The organism is Streptomyces sp. NBC_01426 (genome assembly GCF_036231985.1).
Lineage (GTDB): Bacteria > Actinomycetota > Actinomycetes > Streptomycetales > Streptomycetaceae > Streptomyces.
The window spans coordinates 4,531,691-4,552,553 of the sequence record NZ_CP109500.1 but is presented as its reverse complement, the minus strand read 5'-3'; the positions used below and the strand labels follow the sequence as shown (position 1 = coordinate 4,552,553).

Here is a 20,863-nt window from a genome sequence, read left to right as displayed (position 1 = left end):
CGTCGGGTGCCTGCCCGGTGGGGTGCCCGCTCACAGCGCCGGCCTCGGCGCCTCGGGCTTGTTCTCGGCGATGGCCGCGAACTCCTCGACCGTCAGGGACTCCCCGCGGGCCTGCGGCGAGATGCCGGCGGCGACCAGGGCGGCCTCGGCGCCCGCCGCCGAGCCGGCCCAGCCGGCCAGTGCGGCGCGCAGGGTCTTGCGGCGCTGCGCGAAGGCGGCGTCCACGACGGCGAAGACCTCGGCCTTGGAGGCGGTCGTCTTGATCGGCTCGGTGCGGCGGACCAGCGAGACGAGTCCGGAGTCGACGTTCGGCGCGGGCCAGAAGACCTTGCGGCCGATGGAGCCCGCGCGCTTGACGTGGGCGTACCAGTTGGCCTTGACGGAGGGCACTCCGTACACCTTGTTGCCGGGCTCGGCGGCGAGCCGGTCGGCGACCTCCGCCTGCACCATGACGAGGGTCCGCTCGATGGTCGGGAACCGGTCGAGCATGGTCAGCAGCACCGGGACGGCCACGTTGTAGGGCAGGTTCGCGACGAGCGCGGTCGGCGCCGGGCCGGGCAGCTCGGTGACGAGCATCGCGTCGGAGTGCACGAGGGAGAAGCGGTCCTTGCGGGCCGGCATCCGGGCCTCGATGGTGGCGGGCAGGGCGGCGGCCAGGATGTCGTCGATCTCGACGGCGACGACCCGGTCGGCGGCCTCCAGCAGCGCGAGCGTCAGCGAGCCCAGGCCCGGGCCGACCTCGACGACCACGTCGTCGGGCCGCACCTCGGCGGTGCGGACGATCCGACGGACCGTGTTGGCGTCGATGACGAAGTTCTGCCCCTTCTGCTTCGTCGGCCGGACGCCGAGTACGGCGGCCAGTTCCCGGATGTCGGCCGGGCCGAGAAGTGCGTCGGGGGTCGTGCTCTCAGGCTGCTGCTCTGCGGTGCTCACCGGTAAAGCCTACGGCCGCAGTGCGGCCACGGAGTCGCCCCCCGCTGCACGTAGAGCTTCTTGGCCCGGTACGTCTGCTCCGTCCCCGCCGCGTCCTGCGGGCGTCCGCTGCCGCCGAGGGCCTGCCAGGTCCGTACGTCGAACTGGTACAGCCCGCCGTACGTCCCCGACGGGTCGGTGGCACCGGGCCGGCCGCCGGACTCGCACTGGGCCAGCGCCCCCCAGTCGAGGCCGTCGGCGCCGGCGACGGAGTCGGGCAGTGCCTTCGTGCCGACCTTCACGAGCCGGTCGACGGGGGCGCGGACGATCTCGTCGGCGAGCCGGCGGGGCTTCTGACGGACCCCGTTGACGGTGCGCAGGCCGTAGGTGACCCGGCGCGTTCCGGGCCGGCCGACCCGTTCGACGACCTCGGTGCCGGCGAACAGGTCGTCGTCCCTGACCCGCTGGATCTCGTACGGGATCCGTTCCTCGCGGACCTCGCGGGTGCCGGTGATGCGCAGGACGGTCACGATCTGGCCGTCGCGCGGGAAGGCGGTCGGCGGTACGGAGGTGGCGTCCTGGCCGTGCAGGGTGATGCCGGCCTGGTCGAGGGCCTCCTGGATGGTGGCGGCGTTGGTGCGGACGGTGGTCTCGCGGCCGTCGGCCAGGAAGGTGACGCCGCGTTCCGTGCGGACGTCGAGGGTGAGGCCGCTGCGCGGGACGGGGGTGGTGCGGGGGGCGGAGAGGTGGGCGCCCTCGGCGCGGATGCCGAGCTGGCGCAGCGCGCCCTCGACGGTGCGGGAGGTGGTCCACACCTGGCGGCGCTCCCCGTCGAGGGTGAGGCGCAGGGGCCGCCCGTAGCGGACGACGATGTCCTCGCCGTCGTCGAGGGCGCTGCCGCGGGCGGGGGCGACGAGGTCGTGGGGGCCGACGCCGAGGTCTTCCGCGGCGAGGAGTTCGTCGACCCCGTCCGCGAAGGTGTGCAGGGACCTCGGGACTCCGTCGACGGTGAGCCGAACCGATTTGTCTGCGGCGACGAAGGCGGTGGTGCCGCCGGCGAGGAAGGCGACGACGAGGGCCTGCGGGACGATCCGCCGCCAGGTGTCGGCGGCGGTGCCGGTGGAGCGGCGGGACCGGGCGGGCGCCGGGTCCGCGGTCGGCGGGGCCGTCGGGAGTGCGGTGGGCAGTGCCCGTCTGCGGCGGCCGGCGGCCGGCTCTCCCGGCGTCTCGGGGGCGGCGTCCGCTCCGCGGCGGCGTCCGGAACCGGGGGGCGCCGGGTTCACCGGGGCGTCGGGTTCTCCCGTGAACGCCGCCGGGGCGGGTACGGGCGCGCTCTCCCGGCGGCGTCGCCGCCCCGGGCCCGCGGACTCCTCGACCGGTGCGTCGTGGGGCGGTGGGTCGTGGGGCGGCCGGAGCGTGTCGGCGCCGCGGTCGCGCACCCGGGTCCACTCCGGCTCGGGGGACCTGCGGCGGCGCGCGGATCGGGGCGCGGGCACCCCGGACACGGGCGCTCCGGGCAGGGCGGCCGCGTCCACCGGGCCGGCGGGGCCGGGATCCGCGACGGGGGCGGGCCACGCCGGTGCGGGCCACGGTGCGGGCCACGCGGGTTCGGGTTCCCGTTCCGCGACGGGCGCGGCCCCCGGCGGTCCCGGAGGCTCCGGATCCCAGGGCTCCGGTACCGCGTCGTGCCGGGTCGGGGGTGCCGGGTACGCCTCCGGGACGGGACCGACGGGACCGCCACGGCGGTGACTGCCCTGGGTATCGCTCACGACGCTCGCTCCACTGGTCCGGCCCCGCTGGTTCGGGCAGGGCACCCTAACGGGAACGACCGTCACGCACCAAAGTCGTTCGGTGACGCAACGTGTCAGGCGAACGGGTGTGTCAGAGCGCGACGCCGGGGCTCGACGGGACGTAGTCGAAGGCGCGCGCCGTGTTGGCGGCCAGGGCGGTCGCCATGGCGTCCTCGTCGAGGCCCCGGACGGCCGCCATGGCCCGCACGGTGAGCGGGATCAGGTACGGGGCGTTGGGCCGGCCGCGGTAGGGCGCCGGGGTGAGGTACGGGGCGTCGGTCTCCACGAGCACCAGCTCCAGCGGGGCCACGGCGAGGGCCTCGCGCAGCGGGGCGGCGTTCTTGAAGGTGACGGTCCCGGCGAAGGACATGTAGTAGCCGGCGGCGGCGCACTCGCGGGCCATCTCGGCGTCCCCCGAGTAGCAGTGGAAGACGGTGCGTTCGGGCGCGCCCTCCTCGCGCAGGATGCGCAGCACGTCGGCGTGGGCCTCGCGGTCGTGGATGACCAGGGCCTTGCCCCGGCGCTTGGCGATCTCGATGTGGGCGCGGAAGGAACGCTCCTGCGCCGCCGTGCCCTCGGGGCCGGTGCGGAAGAAGTCGAGGCCGGTCTCGCCGACCGCCTTCACGTGGTCGAGCGCCGCGAGGGCCTCGATCTCGGCGAGCGCCTCGTCGAGGGCGCCGTCGCCGCCGCCGGCCCGGGCTCCCTGCCGGGACCAGCCGTCCGGATCGCCGTGGACGATGCGGGGGGCCTCGTTCGGGTGGAGGGCGACGGCCGCGTGGACGTTCTCGTACGCGGCGGCGGTCTCGGCGGCCCAGCGCGAGCCCTTCACGTCGCAGCCCACCTGCACGACGGTGGTCACGCCCACCGAGGCGGCCTTGGCGAGGCCCTCCTCGACGGTGCCCGACTGCATGTCCAGGTGGGTGTGGGAATCGGCGACCGCCACCCGCAGCGGTTCGGGCGGCGGGGGCGGTGCGTCGTTGGCGGTACGGCTCATACGGCCGATCTTATGACCGGGGCTCCGGGACGCCTCCCCGCGTCCCGTGCAGTGGCGGGCTCAGGACCGGCGGAACCGCCGCGTCAGCCGGGCCAGCAGCCCCCGGCGTTCCTCCCCGTCGGTCACCACCACCGGCCCCGGGGCGGCGTGCGCCGGGGGCGACTTGCGGGGCTTGGGGGTGCGCGGGGTGTTGGCCCCGGCCGGGACGGGTCCGGCGATGCCGGGCGCGACGGGGTGGTGGTAGATGCGGTCGAGCGTACCGAGCACCGACTTGACCTGACCCTCGCGCATGATGCGGACCACGTGGCCGCCGCAGTTCATGCACGTCGGATTCGAGAGCGGGGACGGGACCCGTTCGGCCTGGACCGTGTAGACGATGAAGGGCCGGCCCTCGCCGTCGACGTGGTGTTCTATCTCGTACGCCTGCTCCCAGCCGTACCCGCACTTCATGCAGGCGAACGAGTACGCCTCGTGGACGGTCGGGACGTTGCGCTTCGAGGGCGCTGGGACGGCGGGGGATTCGGCGGTGGCGGCGACGACGGGTCCGGGTACCGGGGTGTCTGCGATCTCGGTCATGCCAGCTCCTCTTTTCCACTGGTGCATAGCCAGTGGACGCCTCTGGGGGCGGGAGCGCATCAGGCCCTGTCGACTGTTGGACGGTCTTTGGCCGAGTCATGCCCAAAGTGCCCGGTGCACGGTCTGAGCTTTGCTTTTCAGGCCGGGTCTTTACCGATTCCGGGCACCTTTTGTGCCGCGTTCTTTGCCGCGACGACCGCGTCGAAAACGTCCCTCTTGGGTACGCCCGCCTCGGCGGCGACGGCGGCGATGGCCTCCTTGCGACGCTCGCCCGCCTCCTCGCGCACCCGCACCCTGCGCACCAGCTCCTCGTCGTCCACGTCGCCGGGTCCGGCGGCCGGAGCGCCCTCGACGACGACGGTGATCTCCCCGCGCACGCCCTCCGCGGCCCACGCCGCCAGCTCGCCGAGCCCGCCGCGCTTGACCTCCTCGTACGTCTTGGTCAGTTCGCGGCAGACGGCGGCCCGCCGGTCGGCGCCGAAGACCTCGGCCATGGCGGCCAGGGTGTCGTCGAGCCGGTGGGGCGCCTCGAAGTAGACGAGGGTGCGCCGCTCCGACTCGACCTCGCGCAGCCGGCCGAGGCGCTCGCCGGCCTTGCGCGGCAGGAATCCCTCGAAGCAGAACCGGTCCACGGGCAACCCGGACAGGGCGAGCGCGGTCAGCACGGCGGAGGGCCCCGGCACGGCGGTGACCTTGATGTCCTTCTCGACGGCGGCGGCGACCAGCCGGTAGCCGGGGTCCGACACCGAGGGCATGCCGGCGTCGGTGACCAGCAGCACCCGCTTGCCGGCTTCCAGGGCCTCGACCAGTTCGGGGGTGCGGGCGGACTCGTTGCCCTCGAAGTACGACAGGACGCGCCCGGTGGTGTGCACGCCGAGCCCCTGGGTCAGCCTGCGCAGCCGCCGGGTGTCCTCGGCGGCGACCACGTCGGCCCGCTCCAGCTCGGCCCCGAGCCGGGGCGGGGCGTCGGCGAGATCGCCGATCGGGGTGCCGGCGAGCACGAGCACACCGGTGGAAGGGGAGGTCTCGGCGCCGCGGGGCTGGTCAGTCGTCACCCGCCCATCCTCTCAGGAGCCCCACCCGGCACGCCCCGGGCCGCCCCGGCGCTGGGGTTCCTGCGGACGCGTTCCCTACGATGACCCGGTGACCAGTACCGCGACGCCGCCGCCCAGCCCCGCGGGGGCCCCGCCCGCCCCCTCGGGTGGACGCGACTCCGAGCCCGAGCCGTCCGTATGGCTCCGCCGTCTGCGGGGCTTCGGCTACGCGCCGCGGACCCCCGACGCGGACGTCCGCACCCGCCTCGTGCCCCCGTACGCCCGCCCCTCCGCACAGTTGTGGACGGCGCTCGGCGTGCCGGCCTCGGCGGCGGTCACCTGGCAGCGGGTCATGGCGTGGGCCGGGCCGCTGCTGGTGGCCCTGGTCGCCGGGGTGCTGCGGTTCGTGCACCTGGGCAGCCCCAAGGCGGTGATATTCGACGAGACGTACTACGCCAAGGACGCCTGGGCCACGATCCGGCAGGGCTACGAGGCGAGTTGGCCCAAGGACATCGACAAGTCGATCCTGTCCGACCCGGACGGGGTGGCGTTGCCGCTGGACCCGGGCTACGTCGTGCACCCGCCGGTCGGCAAATGGGTGATCGGCATCGGCGAGTGGATGTTCGGCTTCGATCCGTTCGGCTGGCGGTTCATGACCGCCGTGCTCGGCACCCTGTCCGTTCTGATGCTGTGCCGGATCGGCCGCCGCCTCTTCCGTTCCACCTTCCTGGGCTGCCTGGCGGGCGCCCTGCTGGCGGTGGACGGCCTGCACCTGGTGATGAGCCGCACGGCCCTCCTCGACCTGGTGCTGATGTTCTTCGTGCTGGCCGCCTTCGGTGCGCTGGTCGTCGACCGGGACAAGGCCCGGGCGAGACTCGCGGCGGCGCTCCCCGTGGACGGGGACGGACGCACCCGCCCGGACCTCGCCGTCGCGGAGACGCTGCGGCTGGGCTGGCGCCCGTACCGGATCCTGGCGGGCGTCTGCCTGGGTCTGGCGTTCGGCACCAAGTGGAACGGCCTCGTGGTCCTGGCCTTCTTCGGGATCCTGACCGTGCTGTGGGACGCGGCCGCGCGCCGCACGGCCGGCGCGGGCGCCCCGTACGCGGCGATGCTCCGCAGGGACGCGCTGCCCGGCTTCCTGTCGACGGTGCCGGTGGCGATCGCCGTGTACCTGGCGTCGTGGACGGGCTGGATCATCAGCCCGGACAACGGCAAGGGAGGCTACTTCCGCGACTGGGCCGCCAAGCACGACCAGAACAGCTCGCTGTCCTTCCTGCCCGAGTGGCTGCGGAGCCTGTGGCACTACGAGACCGAGGTCTACAAGTTCCACGTGGGCCTGACCTCGGGACACACCTACGAGTCGAACCCGTGGAGCTGGCTCGTGCTCGGCCGGCCCGTCTCGTACTTCTACGAGTCCCCCGCGCCCGGCACCGACGGCTGCCCGGCCACGGAGACCGCCAAGTGCGCCCGCGAAGTACTGGCCCTGGGCACGCCGCTGCTGTGGTGGGCGGGGTGCTTCGCCCTGCTGTACGTGCTGTGGCGGTGGCTGTTCCGGCGCGACTGGCGGGCGGGAGCGATCGCGTGCGCGCTGGCCGCGGGCCTGCTGCCCTGGTTCAACTACCAGGAGCGGACCATCTTCTTCTTCTACGCGGTGGTCTTCGTCCCGTACCTGTGCCTGGCCGTGGCGATGATGATCGGCGCGATGCTCGGCCCGGCGGGCTCCTCCGAACGCCGCCGCGCGATCGGCGCGATCGGCGCGGGCGTGCTCGTCCTGCTGATCGTCTGGAACTTCATCTACTTCTGGCCCATCTACACGGGCCAGTCCCTCCCGATGGACTCCTGGCGCGGCCGCATGTGGCTGGACACCTGGGTCTAGCGCCGCCAAATCACCCGAAGGGCCCGACACCTGCCGGTGTCGGGCCCTTCGTGGTGGTTCCCGGGGGGTTCATCCCCGCGGGTGCGGGGAGCAGGGTTGCTGGGCTGGGACGGTATCCGGCTCGGCCGGCACCGGCGTCGCCGAGGCGCCCGGAGTCGCGCCCGGAATCACCCCCGGAGTCGCGCCCGCCGCCAACGCTCCACCCCCGTCGCCGCGTTCGGGGTGTGACCGGCGGCACGTTCCGGTCCGGTAACAACACGCACCACACCCGCTCGCTCAGCGTAATGTCCATACCAGGGGTTCTTGAACATGTTCAGAGGACCGTGGTTCCTGGGGAGGGGACGCAAGTGAACGGGGCGGCGAAGGGTGCCATCATCGGCGGGGTTTTCCTCGCGATGGTCGGCGGAGCCGGATACGGCATGTATTCACTGGTCGGCGACACCGGCGGGGGCAAGGACGACACGGCCGACAGCAAGACGGCCACCGCGACGAGGGGCGAGGGGCCGGTCACCGAGAAGGAGACCGCGGAGGCCGCGAAGGGCTTCCTGACCGCGTGGGCGGCCGGGGACGAGCGCACGGCGGCCGACTGGACGAACAACGCGTCCGAGGCGCTGTCGGCGGTCGCCGACTTCAAGACCAGGGCCTACGTGTCCAGGGCGGTGATCACCCCCGGCACCCCGAGCGGCACGACCGTGCCCTTCAAGGTCGAGGCCGAGGTCACCTACGAGGGCACGACCAAGCCCCTCGCGTACGAGTCCCGGCTCACCGTGGTCCGCGGCCTCAGCACCGGCAAGGCCCTGGTCGACTGGCAGGCCTCGGTGATCCATCCGGACCTCAAGCGCGGCGAGCGCCTGCGCGCGGGCACGCCGGCCAGTCCCCCGGTCAAGCTGGTGGACCGCAACGACCAGGAACTGACCCCGGAGAAGTACCCGTCGCTGCGGCCGGTCCTGGCCCAACTGCGCGAGGTCTACGGCGGCAAGGCCGGCGGCAAGGCGGGCGCGGAGCTGTGGATCGAACCGGCCACCGCCGGCGCCACCACCCAGGACGGCGCCACCACCCAGGACGGCGGCGCCGGGCAGGACAGTGGCGGCAGACGCACGCTGTTGACCCTGGTGGCGGGCGAGCCGAGCACCCTCAAGACGTACCTGGACGCGAAGGTGCAGGCCGCGGCGGAGCAGGCGGTGGCCAAGTACCCGGAGTCCTCGGTGGTGGCCGTCAAGCCGAGCAACGGCCACATCCTGGCGATCGCCAACAACCGCAAGGACGGCTACGACGCGGCGATGACGGGCACGCGCGCACCCGGCTCGACGATGAAGATCGTCACGGCGGCGATGCTGCTCGACCGCGGCAAGGTGGCCGCCGACAAGCCCGCCCCGTGCGACAAGACCGTGTCCTGGGGCGGCCGTTCCTTCCACAACCTGAGCAACTTCCAGCTGCCGGCGGGCACGAACTTCTCGACGAGCTTCGCCAAGTCCTGCAACACCGCCTTCATCAAGCAGATCGACGAGGTCGACGAGGACGCCGCGCTGTCGAAGGAGGCCACGGAGGTCTTCGGCATCGGCCTGGACTGGAAGACGGGCATCAAGTCCTTCGACGGCAAGGTCCCGGTGACGACCGGCGCGGAGTCGGCGGCCGAGTACATCGGGCAGGGCCAGATCACCATGAACCCGCTGAACATCGCGTCCATCACGGCGACGGCGCGCAGCGGCCGGTTCCACCAGCCCCTGTTGGTCTCCCCCGAGTTGGACGGCCGGACGACCGCGACGGCGGCGCGCGCGATGAAGTCGTCGGTGCGCGGCCAACTGGTGTCCATGATGCGGCTGACGGCGACCAGCGGTACCGGCGCCAAGGCGATGGCGTCGGTCGGCGGCGACAAGGGCGCGAAGACCGGCTCGGCGGAGGTGGACGGCGCGGCGAGCCCGGACAGTTGGTTCACGGGCTTCAGCGACGACGTGGCCGCGGCGGCGATGGTCGAGGGCGGCGGCCACGGCGGGGACGCGGCGGGCCCGATCGTGGCGGCGGTCCTGCGTTCCTGACCTACGTACGGGCGTGCGTACGGCACCCGACGTACAGGCGCCCGAACCACTCCCGGCGTACGGGCGCCCAGACCACTCCCGGCGTACGGGCGCCCGCACAACTCCCGACGTACGGGCGCCCGTACACCCCCGCCCCCCGCCATCCACCCGGAGCCCCGAGCCGGAGCCCCGCGCCCCGACGCCGCGCCCCCGCTCAGAGCGACGCGCGTACCGCCCGGACCAAGGCCTGCGCGCGGGGGTCCGCAGTGACGGACTTGGCCAGGGAGTTGGTGACGTACCCGAAGCCGATGCCCGCCTCCGCGTCGGCGAAGGCGAGCGAGCCGCCCCGTCCCGGGTGCCCGAAGGAGGCCGGGGACAGCAGCGGGGAGGCCGGACCGTGGAGCATGTGGCCGGGGCCGAAGCGGGTGTTGACGACGAGCACCCGGTCCGGGCCCGAGGACAGCTCCTTGGACGCCAGGGCCGCGGTCTCGGGGGTGAACAGTCGGGTTCCGTCCTCGGTGTCGTCCAGCAGCGCCGCGTAGAACCCGGCCAGGGCCCGGGCGGTGCCGATGCCGGCCGAGGCGGGCAGTTCGGAGGCCCGGTAGGCGGGGTCGTTCTCGTCGGGCAGGGGGTCGATGGCCGCGAAGGCGCGCCGGGTCAGCGAGTGCGGGTCGGCGTAGGCCTCCGAAACGTTTCTGCGTGGCCGGGTGCGCAGCGCCCCCGCCGACGCCGGCGGCTCCACCGGTCCGACCCTGCCGACCCGCCCCGCCTCGGCGTCGGGCAGCCCGATCCAGAAGTCCAGGCCCAGCGGGCCCGTGACCTCCCGGGCCAGCCACCGGCCCAGCGACATGCCGGTCACCCGGAGCACCAGTTCCGAGAGCAGCCAGCTGTACGTCTGCGCGTGGTAGCCGTGGTCCGTGCCGGGCTGCCAGAAGGCGGTCTGTTCGGCGACGGCCCGCGGCCCGCTCTCGCCGTCCGCCGCCAGGGCCGGCGTCAACGGCCGGTCCAGCGCGGGGACGCCCGCGCGGTGTGCCAGCAGGTCGCGGACCCGTACCCGTTCCTTGCCGCCCGCCTTGAACTCCGGCCAGTGGGCTCCGACCGGCGCGTCCAGGTCCAGCAGCCCCCGCTGGTGCAACAGCAGCGGGACGGCCGCGGCCACGCCCTTGGTGGCCGAGCGCACGACCTGCGCCGTGTCCGCGGTCCAGGGCGCTGCGCCGCCCCCGGTCCCGGCGCCGTCCCCGGTCCCGGCGCCGTCCTCGATCCCGGCGCCGTCCGAGCCCCCGGGGTGGCCGCCGTCCACGTCCTTCGTGCCGGCCCACAGGTCCACGACCTTGCGGCCGTCGCGGTACACGGCCACGGCCGCGCCCCGGTCCCCGAGCACCTCGAAGTTGCGTACGAACGCGTCCCGGACGGCCTCGAAGCCCTCCGTCACCTCACCCTGGATCTCCACGACGGTTCCAACAACCGGCCGGGGGCTCTTATGCCGCCGGGGCCGGGGTCCCGGTGCCCGGCGCGGCGGTCGTCGGCGCGGGTGGTGTCACCGAGCGCGGGTCGAAGCCGAAGGGGAGTTCCAGCCGGTGGGCGCCCATCAGCTCCTCGTCGCACAGCAGGTCCTGCGTCCGCCCGTCGGCGGTGATGACCCCGTCGCTGAGGATCACCGCGCGCGGGCACAGTTCCAGCGCGTACGGCAGGTCGTGCGTGACCATGAGCACCGTCACGTCCAGCGAGCGCAGGATGTCGGCCAGCTCGCGCCGCGAGGCGGGGTCGAGGTTGGAGGAGGGCTCGTCGAGGACCAGGATCTCGGGCCGCATGGCGAGCACGGTCGCCACCGCCACCCGGCGGCGTTGGCCGAAGGACAGGTGGTGCGGCGGCCGGTCCGCGAAGGCGGCCATGCCGACCTGCTCCAGCGCCTCCCGGACCCGCTGCTCCAGCTCCGCGCCCCGCATGCCGGCGGCCGCCGGGCCGAAGGCCACGTCCTCGCGGACGCTGGGCATGAACAGCTGGTCGTCGGGGTCCTGGAAGACGATGCCGACCCGGCGGCGGATCTCGGCGAAGTTCCGCTTCTCCACCGGCAGGCCGGCCACCGTCACGGTGCCGACCCCGCCGCCGAGGATGCCGTTGAGGTGCAGGACGAGCGTGGTCTTGCCCGCGCCGTTGGGGCCGAGCAGGGCGACGCGTTCCCCCGGCCCGACGGTCAGGTTCACGCCGAAGAGGGCCTGGTGTCCGTCCGGGTAGGCGTAGGCGAGGCCGGAGACGTCCAGCGAGGGCGGTGCGGGGGTCGAGGGGGCGTTCACGGCGTCCATCCCATCACGTTCACGGTGTCCATCCCACCCGGCTCGTTCACGGCGGCCATCCCGCCCGGCACGTTCACAGCGTCCACCCCATCAGACAGACGGCGAGCGCCGCCAGCGGGAGCACGGCCGCGTACGCCCACTGGGCGCGCGTGGCCGCGACGTCGTCGATCACCGGCATGGAGCCGGAGTAGCCGCGGCTGACCATCGCGAGGTAGACCCGCTCGCCGCGTTCGTAGGACCGGATGAAGAGCGCGCCGGCCGTCTTGGCCAGCACCCCCCAGTGCCGGATCCCGCGCGCCTCGAACCCGCGCGAGCGGCGGGCGATCGACATCCGGCGGAGTTCGCCGCCGATCACGTCGCCGTACCGGATCATGAAGGAGGCGATCTGGACCAGCAGCAGCGGCAGTTTCAGCCGTTGGAGGCCGAGGAGCAGCGCCCGCAGTTCGGTCGTCGAGGCGAGCAGGACGGAGGCGGCCACGCCGAGGGTGCCCTTGGCGAGCACGTTCCAGGCGCCCCACAGGCCGGAGACGCTCAGCGACATGCCGAGCACCTCGACCCGCTCGCCCTCCGCCACGAAGGGCATGAGCACGGCGAAGGCGACGAACGGCACCTCGATCAGCAGCCGGCGCAGCACGAAGGCGGCCGGGATCCGGGCGACGGCCGTGACCGCCGCGAGCAGGAGGGCGTACAGGCCGAAGGCCCACATCGCCTCCCGCGGGGTGGACACGACGACCAGCACGAACGCGAAGGTCGCGGCGAGCTTGCAGTGCGGCGGCAGGGCGTGGATCGGCGAGTGCCCGTGCCGGTAGAGCTTGTGGGTGTGGCCGGCCCCCATGTCAGGCGGTGGGCACGGAGGTGGAGGTGGCGGTCAGGTCCTCGGCGCGGCGGCGGCGGACGACCCAGAAGATGCCGGTGCCGACGACGACGGTCACGCCGACGCCGATGATCCCGGCGAGGCCGCCGGACAGCCGGGCGTCGCCGACGCCCTTGACGCTGTAGTCGGCGACGGGGGAGTTCGCGGAGGCGTGTTCCTCGACGTGGGCGTCGATGCCCTTGTCGGCGGCGACCTTCTCCAGCCCGTCGGGGCTGGCGGAGGCGTAGTAGGAGACGACACCGGCCAGCACGAGGGCGGTGACCAGGCCGGTGATCCACACGGGCTTGGTGGAGCGGGCGGCGGCGACGGGCACGGGGGCGGCGGTGGGGGCGGCGGTGGGGGCGTCGACGAGTTCGCCGTCGATGCGCAGCTTCAGCGGCGTGGCCAGTCCGCGCGCGCCGTGGACGAGGTCGGGCCGGACTGCCAGGACGGCGCCCACGGTCGCGGCCGTGATGACGGCCTCGCCGATGCCGATGAGGACGTGGACTCCGACCATGGCGGTGAACACCTTGGCCACCGGGATGTCGGTCGTCCCTCCGACGGCGTAGATCGCGGTGAAGGCGGCGGCCGCGCCGGGCACCGAGAGCAGGGCCCCGGCGAAGGCGGCGGTGGTGATCGAGGCCCGGCCGGTCGGCAGCACCTTGACCAGGCCGCGGAAGATCGCGTAGGCGATGACCACGGTGACCACGCCCATGACGGTGATGTTCACGCCGAGGGCCGTCAGGCCGCCGTCGGCGAAGAGGATGCCCTGCATGAGCAGGACCACGGACACGCAGAGCACGCCCGTGTAGGGGCCGACGAGGATCGCGGCGAGGGCCCCTCCCAGCAGGTGGCCGCTGGTGCCGGCGGCGACCGGGAAGTTGAGCATCTGCACGGCGAAGATGAACGCGGCGACCAGGCCGGCGAGCGGGGCGGTGCGCTCGTCGAGCTCGCGGCGGGCACCGCGGAGGCTGACCGCCACCGCGCCCGCGGCGGCGACGCCCGCGGCTATGGAGACGGGGGCGTCGATGAAGCCGTCGGGGACATGCATGTGTCTGCTCCGCTTCCTGCGGTAAGGCTCACGGCGGTAAGGCTCGTGGCAGTGGGGCGCGTGGGGGTTCGGGCCGGTGTTGCGCTGACAAAATCTTTAACCGTTCAAGAATAGTGCCCACTTGCAAACCGTTGGCAAGAGCGTGCGCGCCCCAAATAGCGGCGCGCGGATTCGTGGGAATGTGCGAGGCTGGGGGCAATACAGACGCATATGTTCCGATGTGTAGGAGCGGTGTCGATGTCAGCGACCGCCGATGACCCCCACATGACCGAGGTGACCACCGCCGTGGAGGAGCGCGTACGCGCCCGTGTGATCACGGACGATCCGCTCTACCGGGCGATTCCGGTCCTCCTGCGGTTCACCTCCGCCGAGCCGCTGGCCGTACGGATCGTCTTCCCGGCCGACCTGTCCCCCGAGGGCACGGACAACGAGTGGGTCTTCCCCCGCGCCCTCCTGGAGGCGGGCCTGACCGCCCCGACCGGGACCGGCGACGTGCGGGTCTGGCCGTGCGGTCGGGTACAGGCCGTCGTCGAGTTCCACTCCCCCGAGGGCGTCGCGGTGGTCCAGTTCGACCTCTCGGCGCTGCGCCGCTTCCTGCGCCGTACGTACGCCCCCGCGGCGGCGGGCGCCGTCGAGCCGGCCGGCGAGCCCGCCACCCGTTAGGCCCAACGCCACCGCACCCGCCCGACGGGCGCGAACGCGGCCGGCCCCGCACCCGGTGCTTCGGGTGCGGGGCCGGCCTTTGCTGCGATGACGGTCAGGCGCCGACGGTCAGGCGTTGACCAGTTCGCGGTCCTTGTCCGGGCCCTCCGAGGAGTCGCCGGAGTCGCCGAGGTGCTTGCGCAGGCTCTCGCCCTCCACGTCCACGTTCGGCAGGAGCCGGTCGAGCCACTTCGGCAGCCACCAGGCCTTGTGGCCGAGCAGCGCCAGTACCGCCGGGACGATGGCCATGCGGACCACGAAGGCGTCGAAGAAGACGGCGACGGCCAGACCGAAGCCGATCATCTTGACCATCTGCTCGCTGGCTCCGATGAAGCCCGCGAACACGGCGATCATGATGACGGCGGCGGCCACGACCACGCGCGCGCTGTACTGGAAGCCGGTCACGACGGCCTGGCCCGGGCGCTCGCCGTGGACGTACGCCTCCCGCATGCGGGTGACCAGGAAGACCTCGTAGTCCATGGCCAGGCCGAAGACCACGCCCACCATGAAGATCGGCATCATCGACATGATCGGACCGGTCTGCTCCACCCCGAAGAGCGAGCCGAGCCAGCCCCACTGGAAGACCGCGACGACCGCGCCGAGGGCCGCGACGACCGACAGCAGGAAGCCGAGGGCCGCCTTGAGCGGGACCAGGATCGAGCGGAACACCAGCATCAGGAGCAGGAAGGCGAGACCGACCACGAGCGCCAGGTAGGGCAGCAGCGCGTCGTTCATCTTCTGCGAGAAGTCGATGTTCATCGCGGTGGCGCCGGTGACGAGGACGTCGTCCCCGCTGCCGTCGCGGATCTCGTGGACCAGGTTCTCGGTCTCGACCGAGGAGGGCCGGTCCTTCGGGATCACGTTGATGATCGCCGCGTCGCCGTCCTTGTTCAGCATCGGCGGGGTGACCGCCACGACGCCTTCCAGACCCTTGATCCGGTCGGCCGTGGAGTCGGCGAGCGCCTTGTCGCCGTCGACGACGATCATCAGCGGGCCGTTGAAGCCGGGGCCGAAGCCGTCGGACAGCAGGTCGTACGCCTTGCGCTGGGTGGTGGAGACCGGCTGGGCGCCGTCGTCCGGCAGGCCCATCTCCAGCTTGCTCGCCGGGATGGCGACCACGCCGAGGCCGATCACACCGACCAGCAGCACCATGATCGGGCGGCGCAGGACGAAGCGGGCCCAGCGGGTGCCGCCGTTGGCCTTGGGCTCGGCGCCCTCGGCCTTCGGCCTGCCCTTGCCGAACAGCTTGCTCTTGGCGCCGGCCGGTAGGACCTTCTTGCCGGCGAAGCCCAGGATGGCCGGGACCAGGGTCAGGGCCACGAGGACCGCGATGACCACCGTGCCGGCGGCCGCGACGCCCATCTTGGTCAGCATCGGGATGTTGACGACGGCCAGGCCCACCAGGGCGATGACCACGGTCAGACCGGCGAAGACGACGGCGGAGCCGGCGGTTCCGGCGGCCCGGCCGGCGGCCTCGTCGCGCTCCCGGCCCTCGGCGAGCTCCGCGCGGTAGCGGGAGACGATGAAGAGGGCGTAGTCGATGCCGACGGCGAGGCCGATCATCATCGCGAGGGTGGAGGTGGTGGAGCCGAGGTCCAGCACGTTGGCGAGCGCCGTGATGCTGGAGACACCGATGCCCACGCCGATCAGCGCGGTCAGCAGCGGCAGTCCGGCCGCGATCAGCGAGCCGAAGGTGATGACCAGGACGATCGCCGCGATGGCGATGCCGATGATCTCGCCGGAGCCCGTCTCGGGCGCGGCCATCAGCGCGTCGCCGCCGATCTCGACGGTGAGCCCGGCGTCCTGGGCGGCCTTGCCGGACACCTTCAGGGCGTCGCGGGTGTCGTCCTTCAACTCCATGCCGCTGACGTCGTACTTGACGCTGACGTAGGCGGTGGAACCGTCCTGGCTGACGGCCTTCACCTGGTAGGGGTCGTCGATCTTGGCGATCTGCTCGGCGCCGGGGCCGTTCTGCAGACCGGAGATGATCTTCTCGACCTCGGTCTTGGTGCCGGGGTCGGTGACCTTGGCGCCGGCCGGCGCCTTGACGACGATACGGGCGGTGGCGCCGTCGGCGGCCATGCCCGGGAAGCGCTGCTCCAGCAGGTCGAAGGCCTTCTGGGCCTCCGTGCCGGGTATCGAGAAGGAGCCTGAGGTGGGCGCGGACGCCGAGGCCGCGCCGAAGCCGGCGACGAACAGCAGCGCCACCCACACGAGGGCGACGAGGCGCCGGCGCCGGAAGGCGCCCTTGCCGAGGCGGTAGAGGAAGGTGGCCACGTCGGTGGTTCTCCCGTTCGGGTCGTGGGATGGGACAGGGCGTGGTGAGCCGGCCCGACGACGAGAGCGGCGTGTCAGGAGCAGCGGAAAGGGTCGTGCGTGGGGACTCAGACGCCGAGGGCGGGGAAGACCACGGCATCCAGGAACTGGCCGAGGAACGTCCGGTCCACCGACCGGTCCTCGATCAGCGGGAGCGCGATGAACGCCCCGATGAGCATGTGCGGTACGAAGTCGAGCGCCGGACAGTCCGGGGCGATCTCGCCCCGGTCCACCGCGCGCTGCAACATCATCTGCAGCCCGTTGATCTCGGGATCGACGAGCAGGTCGCGCAGTGCCTGGTGGAGTTCCGGGCTCTCGTGGACGGCATGGGCCAGACCCCGCATCAGCGCGGTGTCCTTGGCCATCTGCGCGTCGTCGGAGTGTTCGACCATCAGGGCGAAGTCCCCGCGCACGCTGCCCGTGTCGATCTCCCGGAGGGAGACCGGCTGGGTGCAGCGCAGGGCCTTGGCCACCAGTTCGGGCTTGCTCCCCCACTGGCGGTAGAGCGTGGCCTTGCTGGACTTGGTGCGGGCGGCGACCGCGTCCATGGTCAGCGCCTCGTACCCGACCTCGCGGAGGAGGTCGAGGACCGCCCCGTGGAGTTCGGCTTCCCGCTCGGGGGTGATCCGGCTGCGCCGCGACGCGACCTCTTCGGGCATCCCCGGTCCTCCCATCCGAACGAAACGGTTTCGTACTCCTGCGAGAGTACCTCCCCGCCGAACGAAACGAAACCGTTCCGTTTCGCTTCGAGGAGTGTCATGGATCACCTGTACGAGTTGCCAGGGCCCCTCCGCGCGGAAAGCATTGGGGGGTGAGTCACGACGTCGCGTACCTCCGGTTCCCGCACCTGCACGACGACCTGCTGTGTTTCGCCACCGAGGACGACCTCTGGGTGGCGCCCCTGGCTCCGCCCGACGGCCCGGCCGGCCGGGCTTGGCGGATCACCGTCGACCGCACCCGCGTCGGCCACCCGCGGTTCTCCCCCGACGGCCGGCACATCGCCTTCACCACCTGGCGCAGCCTCGACCCCGAGATCCACCTCGCGCCCGTGGACGGCGGCCCGGCCCGCCGGCTCAGCCACTGGGGCTCCACCGACACCCGCGTCTGCGGCTGGACCCCGCCCGACAAGGACGGCCGCAGCGACATCCTGGCCGTCTCCTCGCACGCCCAGCCCTTCTCGTACTACTCCTGGGCCTACAGCCTGCCCACCGACGGCAGCCCCGGCGGCAAGCTCCCCTGGGGCCCGGTGTCCGACATCGCCGTGCGCGAGGAACCGAACGGCGAGCGCCGGACCCTGCTGCTCACCGGCAAGCCCCCGCACGAGCCCGCCGCCTGGAAGCGGTACCGGGGCGGCGCCACCGGCCGGCTCTGGCTGCACGGCCGGCGGCTGCTGGAGGACGTCGAGGGCCACCTCGACTCGCCGATGTTCGTCGCGGGCCGGATCGCCTTCCTCTCCGACCACGAGGGCATCGGCAACCTCTACTCCTGCCTCCCCGACGGCACCGACCTGCGGCGCCACACCGACCACGCCGAGTTCTACGCCCGGCACGCCTCCAGCGACGGCACCCGGGTCGTCTACCAGTGCGCGGGCGACCTCTGGCTCGTGGACTCCCTCGCCCCGGACGCCGTCCCGCGCAAGCTGGAGGTCCGCCTCGGCGGCCCCCGCGCCGGCCGGCGCAGCTATCAGATCCCGGCGGCCCACCACGTCGACTCGCTCTCCGTCGACGCGACCGGCCGGGCCAGCGCCGTCGTCGTGCGCGGCAGCCTGTACTGGCTCACCCACCGCGACGGCCCGGCCCGCACCATCGCCGACACCCCGGGCGTACGGGTCCGGCTGCCCGAGATGCTCGGCAGCGGCGGGCAGGTGGCGTACGTGACCGACGCGGAGGGCGAGGACGCGATCGAGATCGCCTACCTGCCCCGCGCCTCCGGTGACCGCGAGCCCCGCCGGCTGGCCTCGGGCCGGCTGGGCCGCGTACTGGAGCTGCTCTCCGACCCGGACGGGGAACGGCTCGCCGTCGCCTCCAACGACGGTCGGCTGCTGCTGATCGACGCCACCGAGGAGGCCGACGGGGAGGTCACCGAACTCATCCGCTCCATCAACGGGCCCGTCACCGACATCGCGTTCTCCCCCGACGGCTGTTGGCTGACCTGGTCGCACCCGGGCATCGGACGCTCGCTGCGCCAGATCAAGATGGCCCGCATCGCCGGCCCCGGCACCCGCACGGTCGTGGACGTCACCAACGGCCGCTTCGACGACGAGAACCCGGTGTTCACCCGGGACGGCCGGTTCCTCGCCTTTCTGTCCTGGCGCGGCTTCGACCCGGTCTACGACGTCCACACCGGCGACCTGTCCTTCCCGCTGGGCTGTCGCCCGTACCTGGTGCCGCTGTCCTCCGCGACCCCCTCGCCGTTCGCCTTCTCCCCCGACGGCCGCCCCGCGGCGGGCGGACTCGACCCGGTGGAGGGCGAGTCCGGCGACGGGGACGGCTCGGTGACCGTGGAGGTGGAGGGACTGGAGAGCCGGGTCACGCCCTTCCCCGTCACCGCGTCGAAGTACTCGGCCCTGTACCCGGTCAACGGCGGCGGCCTGGTGTGGCTGCGCTGGCCGATCTCGGGGGCGCTCGGCGAGACCTTCGCCAACCCCTCCGACACCAGCGGCAAGCCGACGCTGGAGCACTACGACATCTCCAAGGCCCGCAAGAGCGAACTCGCCTCCGGACTGGACTGGTTCGCGGTCAGCGGCGACGGCACCCGGCTGGTGATCAACGACGACGGCGACCTGCGGGCCGTCCCCTCGACCGAGTCGGGCGACAGCGACTCCACCGTCTACCTGGACCTGCGGCGCATCCTGCACGAGGTGGACCCGGCGGCCGAGTGGCGTCAGGCGTACGAGGAGGCCGGCCGGCTGATCCGCGCCTACTTCTGGGAGCCCGACATGTGCGGCATCGACTGGGACGGGGTGCTGCGCCAGTACCGCTCCCTGGTCGAACGGGTCGCCTCCCCCGACGAGTTCGCCGACCTGCTGCGCGAGGTCCTCGGCGAACTGGGCACCTCCCACGCGTACGTGTCCCCCGCCCGCCGCAACGAGGGCCCGCCCCACTACCAGCGGGCCATCGGCCTGCTCGGCGCCAACCTGGTGTGCCGGGACGGCGCGTGGATGATCAAACGGATCCTGCCCGGCGAGTCCTCGGACTCCAAGGCCCGATCCCCCCTGGCCGGCACCGGCATCCGCGAGGGCGCCGTGCTCACGCACATCGACGGCCGTCCGGTGGACCCGGTGGCCGGCCCGTACCCGCTGCTGGACGCGGCGGGCGGCACCACCGTCGAGTTGACCTTCGCGCAGGACGGCGAGGGCCGGGCCCGCCGCGTCGCGGTCGTCCCCTTGATCGACGAACGGCCGCTGCGCTACCAGGACTGGGTCTCCAAACGCCGGTCGGTGGTCCGCGAGATCAGCGGCGGCCGGTGCGGCTACCTCCACATCCCCGACATGGGCGGCTCGGGCTGGGCGCAGTTCAACCGGGACCTGCGGATGGAGATGTCCCGGCCCGCGCTGATCGTGGACGTGCGCGGCAACGCCGGCGGCCACATCAGCGAGTTGGTCGTGGAGAAGCTGACCCGTTCGATCCTCGGCTGGGACCTGACGCGCAACGCCCAGCCGGTGTCGTACGCCTCCAACGCGCCGCGGGGCCCGATCGTGGCCCTGGCCGACGAGGCGACCTCCTCCGACGGGGACATGATCACCGCGGCGTTCAAACTGTTGGGACTCGGCCCCGTGGTCGGCCAGCGCACCTGGGGCGGGGTGGTCGGCATGACCGGCCGGCACGTCCTGGGCGACGGCACGGTGATCACGGTGCCGATGAACGCGGCCTGGTTCCCGGAGTACGGCTGGTCGGTGGAGAACAACGGCGTCGAGCCCGACCTCGCGATCCTGCGCACGCCCCTCGACTGGGCGGAGGGCCGGCACGCGGTGCTCGACGACGCCGTGCACCTGGCGTTGGAACTGCTGGAGCAGGACCCGGCGGCGGTGCCCCCGGGCTACGCGGACGTCCCGGACCTGCGGCGCCCGAAGTTGCCGCCGCGCCAAGCCGGTTCGTAGCGGCGGCACGGGAACGTCGAAGGGGCGGGACCGCGGTCGCGGTCCCGCCCCTCGTCACACGGTTCTCGTCCCACCGGTCCCGACCGCCCCTCGACCTACTCCTCGAAGGGCCGGTCGAACGTGTCACGGGGTCTGGCGGCCCGGTCCCGTACCGCCGCCGGCATCGGGTCCCCCGGCGCGTCCTTCGCCTCGTCCCTCGCTTCCCGGGCCTTCGCGGCCCTGCGTTCGAGTTCTCTCGCCTTGTCCTGGAACTGCTGCCTGATAGACATGCGACCAGACTTCCACGCGGTCGTTAAGTGTGCATTTCGGGCACTTAACGACCGAGGTTCGGTCGGGATCGACCCCTCCACC

General features: G+C 72.9%; 16 protein-coding genes. 4 read left to right on the top strand and 12 right to left on the bottom strand.

What is annotated here, in order from left to right:
- Positions 1-30: 30 nt before the first annotated feature.
- The 5 genes from rsmA to rsmI form a co-directional block, all read right to left on the bottom strand.
- A complete protein-coding gene (rsmA, locus tag OG906_RS20215) occupies positions 31-933 on the bottom strand; it encodes a 16S rRNA (adenine(1518)-N(6)/adenine(1519)-N(6))-dimethyltransferase RsmA (RefSeq protein WP_267796233.1) in 903 nt (300 codons plus the stop codon).
- Positions 930-2,351: a ubiquitin-like domain-containing protein gene (locus OG906_RS20210; protein WP_443067464.1), complete on the bottom strand. Its 1,422-nt coding sequence runs from the start codon at positions 2,349-2,351 to the stop codon at positions 930-932. The genes rsmA and OG906_RS20210 overlap by 4 nt, the downstream gene beginning before the upstream one ends.
- 442 nt (positions 2,352-2,793) lie before the next feature.
- On the bottom strand, positions 2,794-3,696 hold the full coding sequence (locus tag OG906_RS20205) for a TatD family hydrolase (protein WP_329444665.1): 903 nt from the start codon (positions 3,694-3,696) through the stop codon (positions 2,794-2,796).
- A gap of 60 nt (positions 3,697-3,756) precedes the next feature.
- The gene (locus OG906_RS20200; protein WP_392891296.1) at positions 3,757-4,272 is read right to left on the bottom strand and encodes a hypothetical protein; all 516 of its coding nucleotides are present in this window, start codon (positions 4,270-4,272) and stop codon (positions 3,757-3,759) included.
- A gap of 137 nt (positions 4,273-4,409) precedes the next feature.
- Positions 4,410-5,327 (bottom strand): 16S rRNA (cytidine(1402)-2'-O)-methyltransferase, encoded by a 918-nt coding sequence (rsmI, locus tag OG906_RS20195; protein ID WP_267796236.1) that lies wholly within the window; start codon positions 5,325-5,327, stop codon positions 4,410-4,412.
- Between the two features lie 88 nt (positions 5,328-5,415).
- On the opposite strand from rsmI, the gene OG906_RS20190 reads away from it, so the two are divergent.
- Both OG906_RS20190 and OG906_RS20185 read left to right on the top strand, forming a co-directional pair.
- Positions 5,416-7,182 carry a dolichyl-phosphate-mannose--protein mannosyltransferase gene (locus OG906_RS20190; protein ID WP_385638710.1) on the top strand — a complete coding sequence of 589 codons (1,767 nt, stop codon included), beginning with the start codon at positions 5,416-5,418 and terminating at the stop codon, positions 7,180-7,182.
- A 347-nt stretch (positions 7,183-7,529) separates the two neighbouring features.
- The gene (locus tag OG906_RS20185; RefSeq protein WP_329444662.1) at positions 7,530-9,218 is read left to right on the top strand and encodes a penicillin-binding transpeptidase domain-containing protein; all 1,689 of its coding nucleotides are present in this window, start codon (positions 7,530-7,532) and stop codon (positions 9,216-9,218) included.
- A gap of 193 nt (positions 9,219-9,411) precedes the next feature.
- Here OG906_RS20185 and OG906_RS20180 read toward each other — a convergent pair whose 3' ends face one another.
- The 4 genes from OG906_RS20180 to OG906_RS20165 all read right to left on the bottom strand — a co-directional run bounded on the left by OG906_RS20180 (position 9,412) and on the right by OG906_RS20165 (position 13,395).
- Complete coding sequence (locus OG906_RS20180) at positions 9,412-10,647, bottom strand: serine hydrolase domain-containing protein (protein WP_329444660.1); 1,236 nt, start codon at positions 10,645-10,647, stop codon at positions 9,412-9,414.
- Between the two features lie 28 nt (positions 10,648-10,675).
- Positions 10,676-11,500, bottom strand: coding sequence for an energy-coupling factor ABC transporter ATP-binding protein (locus tag OG906_RS20175; protein WP_329444659.1), 825 nt, complete (start codon positions 11,498-11,500; stop codon positions 10,676-10,678).
- 64 nt (positions 11,501-11,564) lie between these two features.
- Positions 11,565-12,326, bottom strand: coding sequence for a cobalt ECF transporter T component CbiQ (gene cbiQ / locus OG906_RS20170; protein WP_329444657.1), 762 nt, complete (start codon positions 12,324-12,326; stop codon positions 11,565-11,567).
- A gap of 1 nt (position 12,327) precedes the next feature.
- Complete coding sequence (locus OG906_RS20165; RefSeq protein ID WP_329444655.1) at positions 12,328-13,395, bottom strand: energy-coupling factor ABC transporter permease; 1,068 nt, start codon at positions 13,393-13,395, stop codon at positions 12,328-12,330.
- A 237-nt stretch (positions 13,396-13,632) separates the two neighbouring features.
- Between OG906_RS20165 and OG906_RS20160 the strand changes: the two genes are divergently transcribed.
- On the top strand, positions 13,633-14,058 hold the full coding sequence (locus OG906_RS20160; protein ID WP_329444654.1) for an SsgA family sporulation/cell division regulator: 426 nt from the start codon (positions 13,633-13,635) through the stop codon (positions 14,056-14,058).
- A 108-nt stretch (positions 14,059-14,166) separates the two neighbouring features.
- Here the strand turns inward: OG906_RS20160 and OG906_RS20155 are convergent, their stop codons facing one another.
- The gene (locus OG906_RS20155) at positions 14,167-16,374 is read right to left on the bottom strand and encodes an MMPL family transporter (protein ID WP_329444652.1); all 2,208 of its coding nucleotides are present in this window, start codon (positions 16,372-16,374) and stop codon (positions 14,167-14,169) included.
- 107 nt (positions 16,375-16,481) lie between these two features.
- The gene (locus tag OG906_RS20150; protein ID WP_267800018.1) at positions 16,482-17,072 is read right to left on the bottom strand and encodes a TetR/AcrR family transcriptional regulator; all 591 of its coding nucleotides are present in this window, start codon (positions 17,070-17,072) and stop codon (positions 16,482-16,484) included.
- Between the two features lie 152 nt (positions 17,073-17,224).
- Here OG906_RS20150 and OG906_RS20145 point away from each other — a divergent pair, with 152 nt between their 5' ends.
- Positions 17,225-20,512 (top strand): S41 family peptidase, encoded by a 3,288-nt coding sequence (locus tag OG906_RS20145; protein ID WP_329444650.1) that lies wholly within the window; start codon positions 17,225-17,227, stop codon positions 20,510-20,512.
- Between the two features lie 95 nt (positions 20,513-20,607).
- Here the strand turns inward: OG906_RS20145 and OG906_RS20140 are convergent, their stop codons facing one another.
- Positions 20,608-20,781, bottom strand: coding sequence for a hypothetical protein (locus OG906_RS20140; RefSeq protein WP_267800016.1), 174 nt, complete (start codon positions 20,779-20,781; stop codon positions 20,608-20,610).
- Positions 20,782-20,863 lie beyond the last annotated feature (82 nt).

Coding starts and splice junctions, on each gene's coding strand:
- OG906_RS20140 (WP_267800016.1), bottom strand. CDS start 20,781: ATGTCTATCAGGCAGCAGTTCCAGGACAAGGCGAGAGAACTCGAACGC.
- OG906_RS20160 (WP_329444654.1), top strand. CDS start 13,633: ATGTCAGCGACCGCCGATGACCCCCACATGACCGAGGTGACCACCGCC.
- cbiQ (WP_329444657.1), bottom strand. CDS start 12,326: ATGGGGGCCGGCCACACCCACAAGCTCTACCGGCACGGGCACTCGCCG.
- OG906_RS20165 (WP_329444655.1), bottom strand. CDS start 13,395: ATGCATGTCCCCGACGGCTTCATCGACGCCCCCGTCTCCATAGCCGCG.
- OG906_RS20200 (WP_392891296.1), bottom strand. CDS start 4,272: ATGACCGAGATCGCAGACACCCCGGTACCCGGACCCGTCGTCGCCGCC.
- OG906_RS20150 (WP_267800018.1), bottom strand. CDS start 17,072: ATGCCCGAAGAGGTCGCGTCGCGGCGCAGCCGGATCACCCCCGAGCGG.
- OG906_RS20205 (WP_329444665.1), bottom strand. CDS start 3,696: ATGAGCCGTACCGCCAACGACGCACCGCCCCCGCCGCCCGAACCGCTG.
- OG906_RS20175 (WP_329444659.1), bottom strand. CDS start 11,500: ATGGACGCCGTGAACGCCCCCTCGACCCCCGCACCGCCCTCGCTGGAC.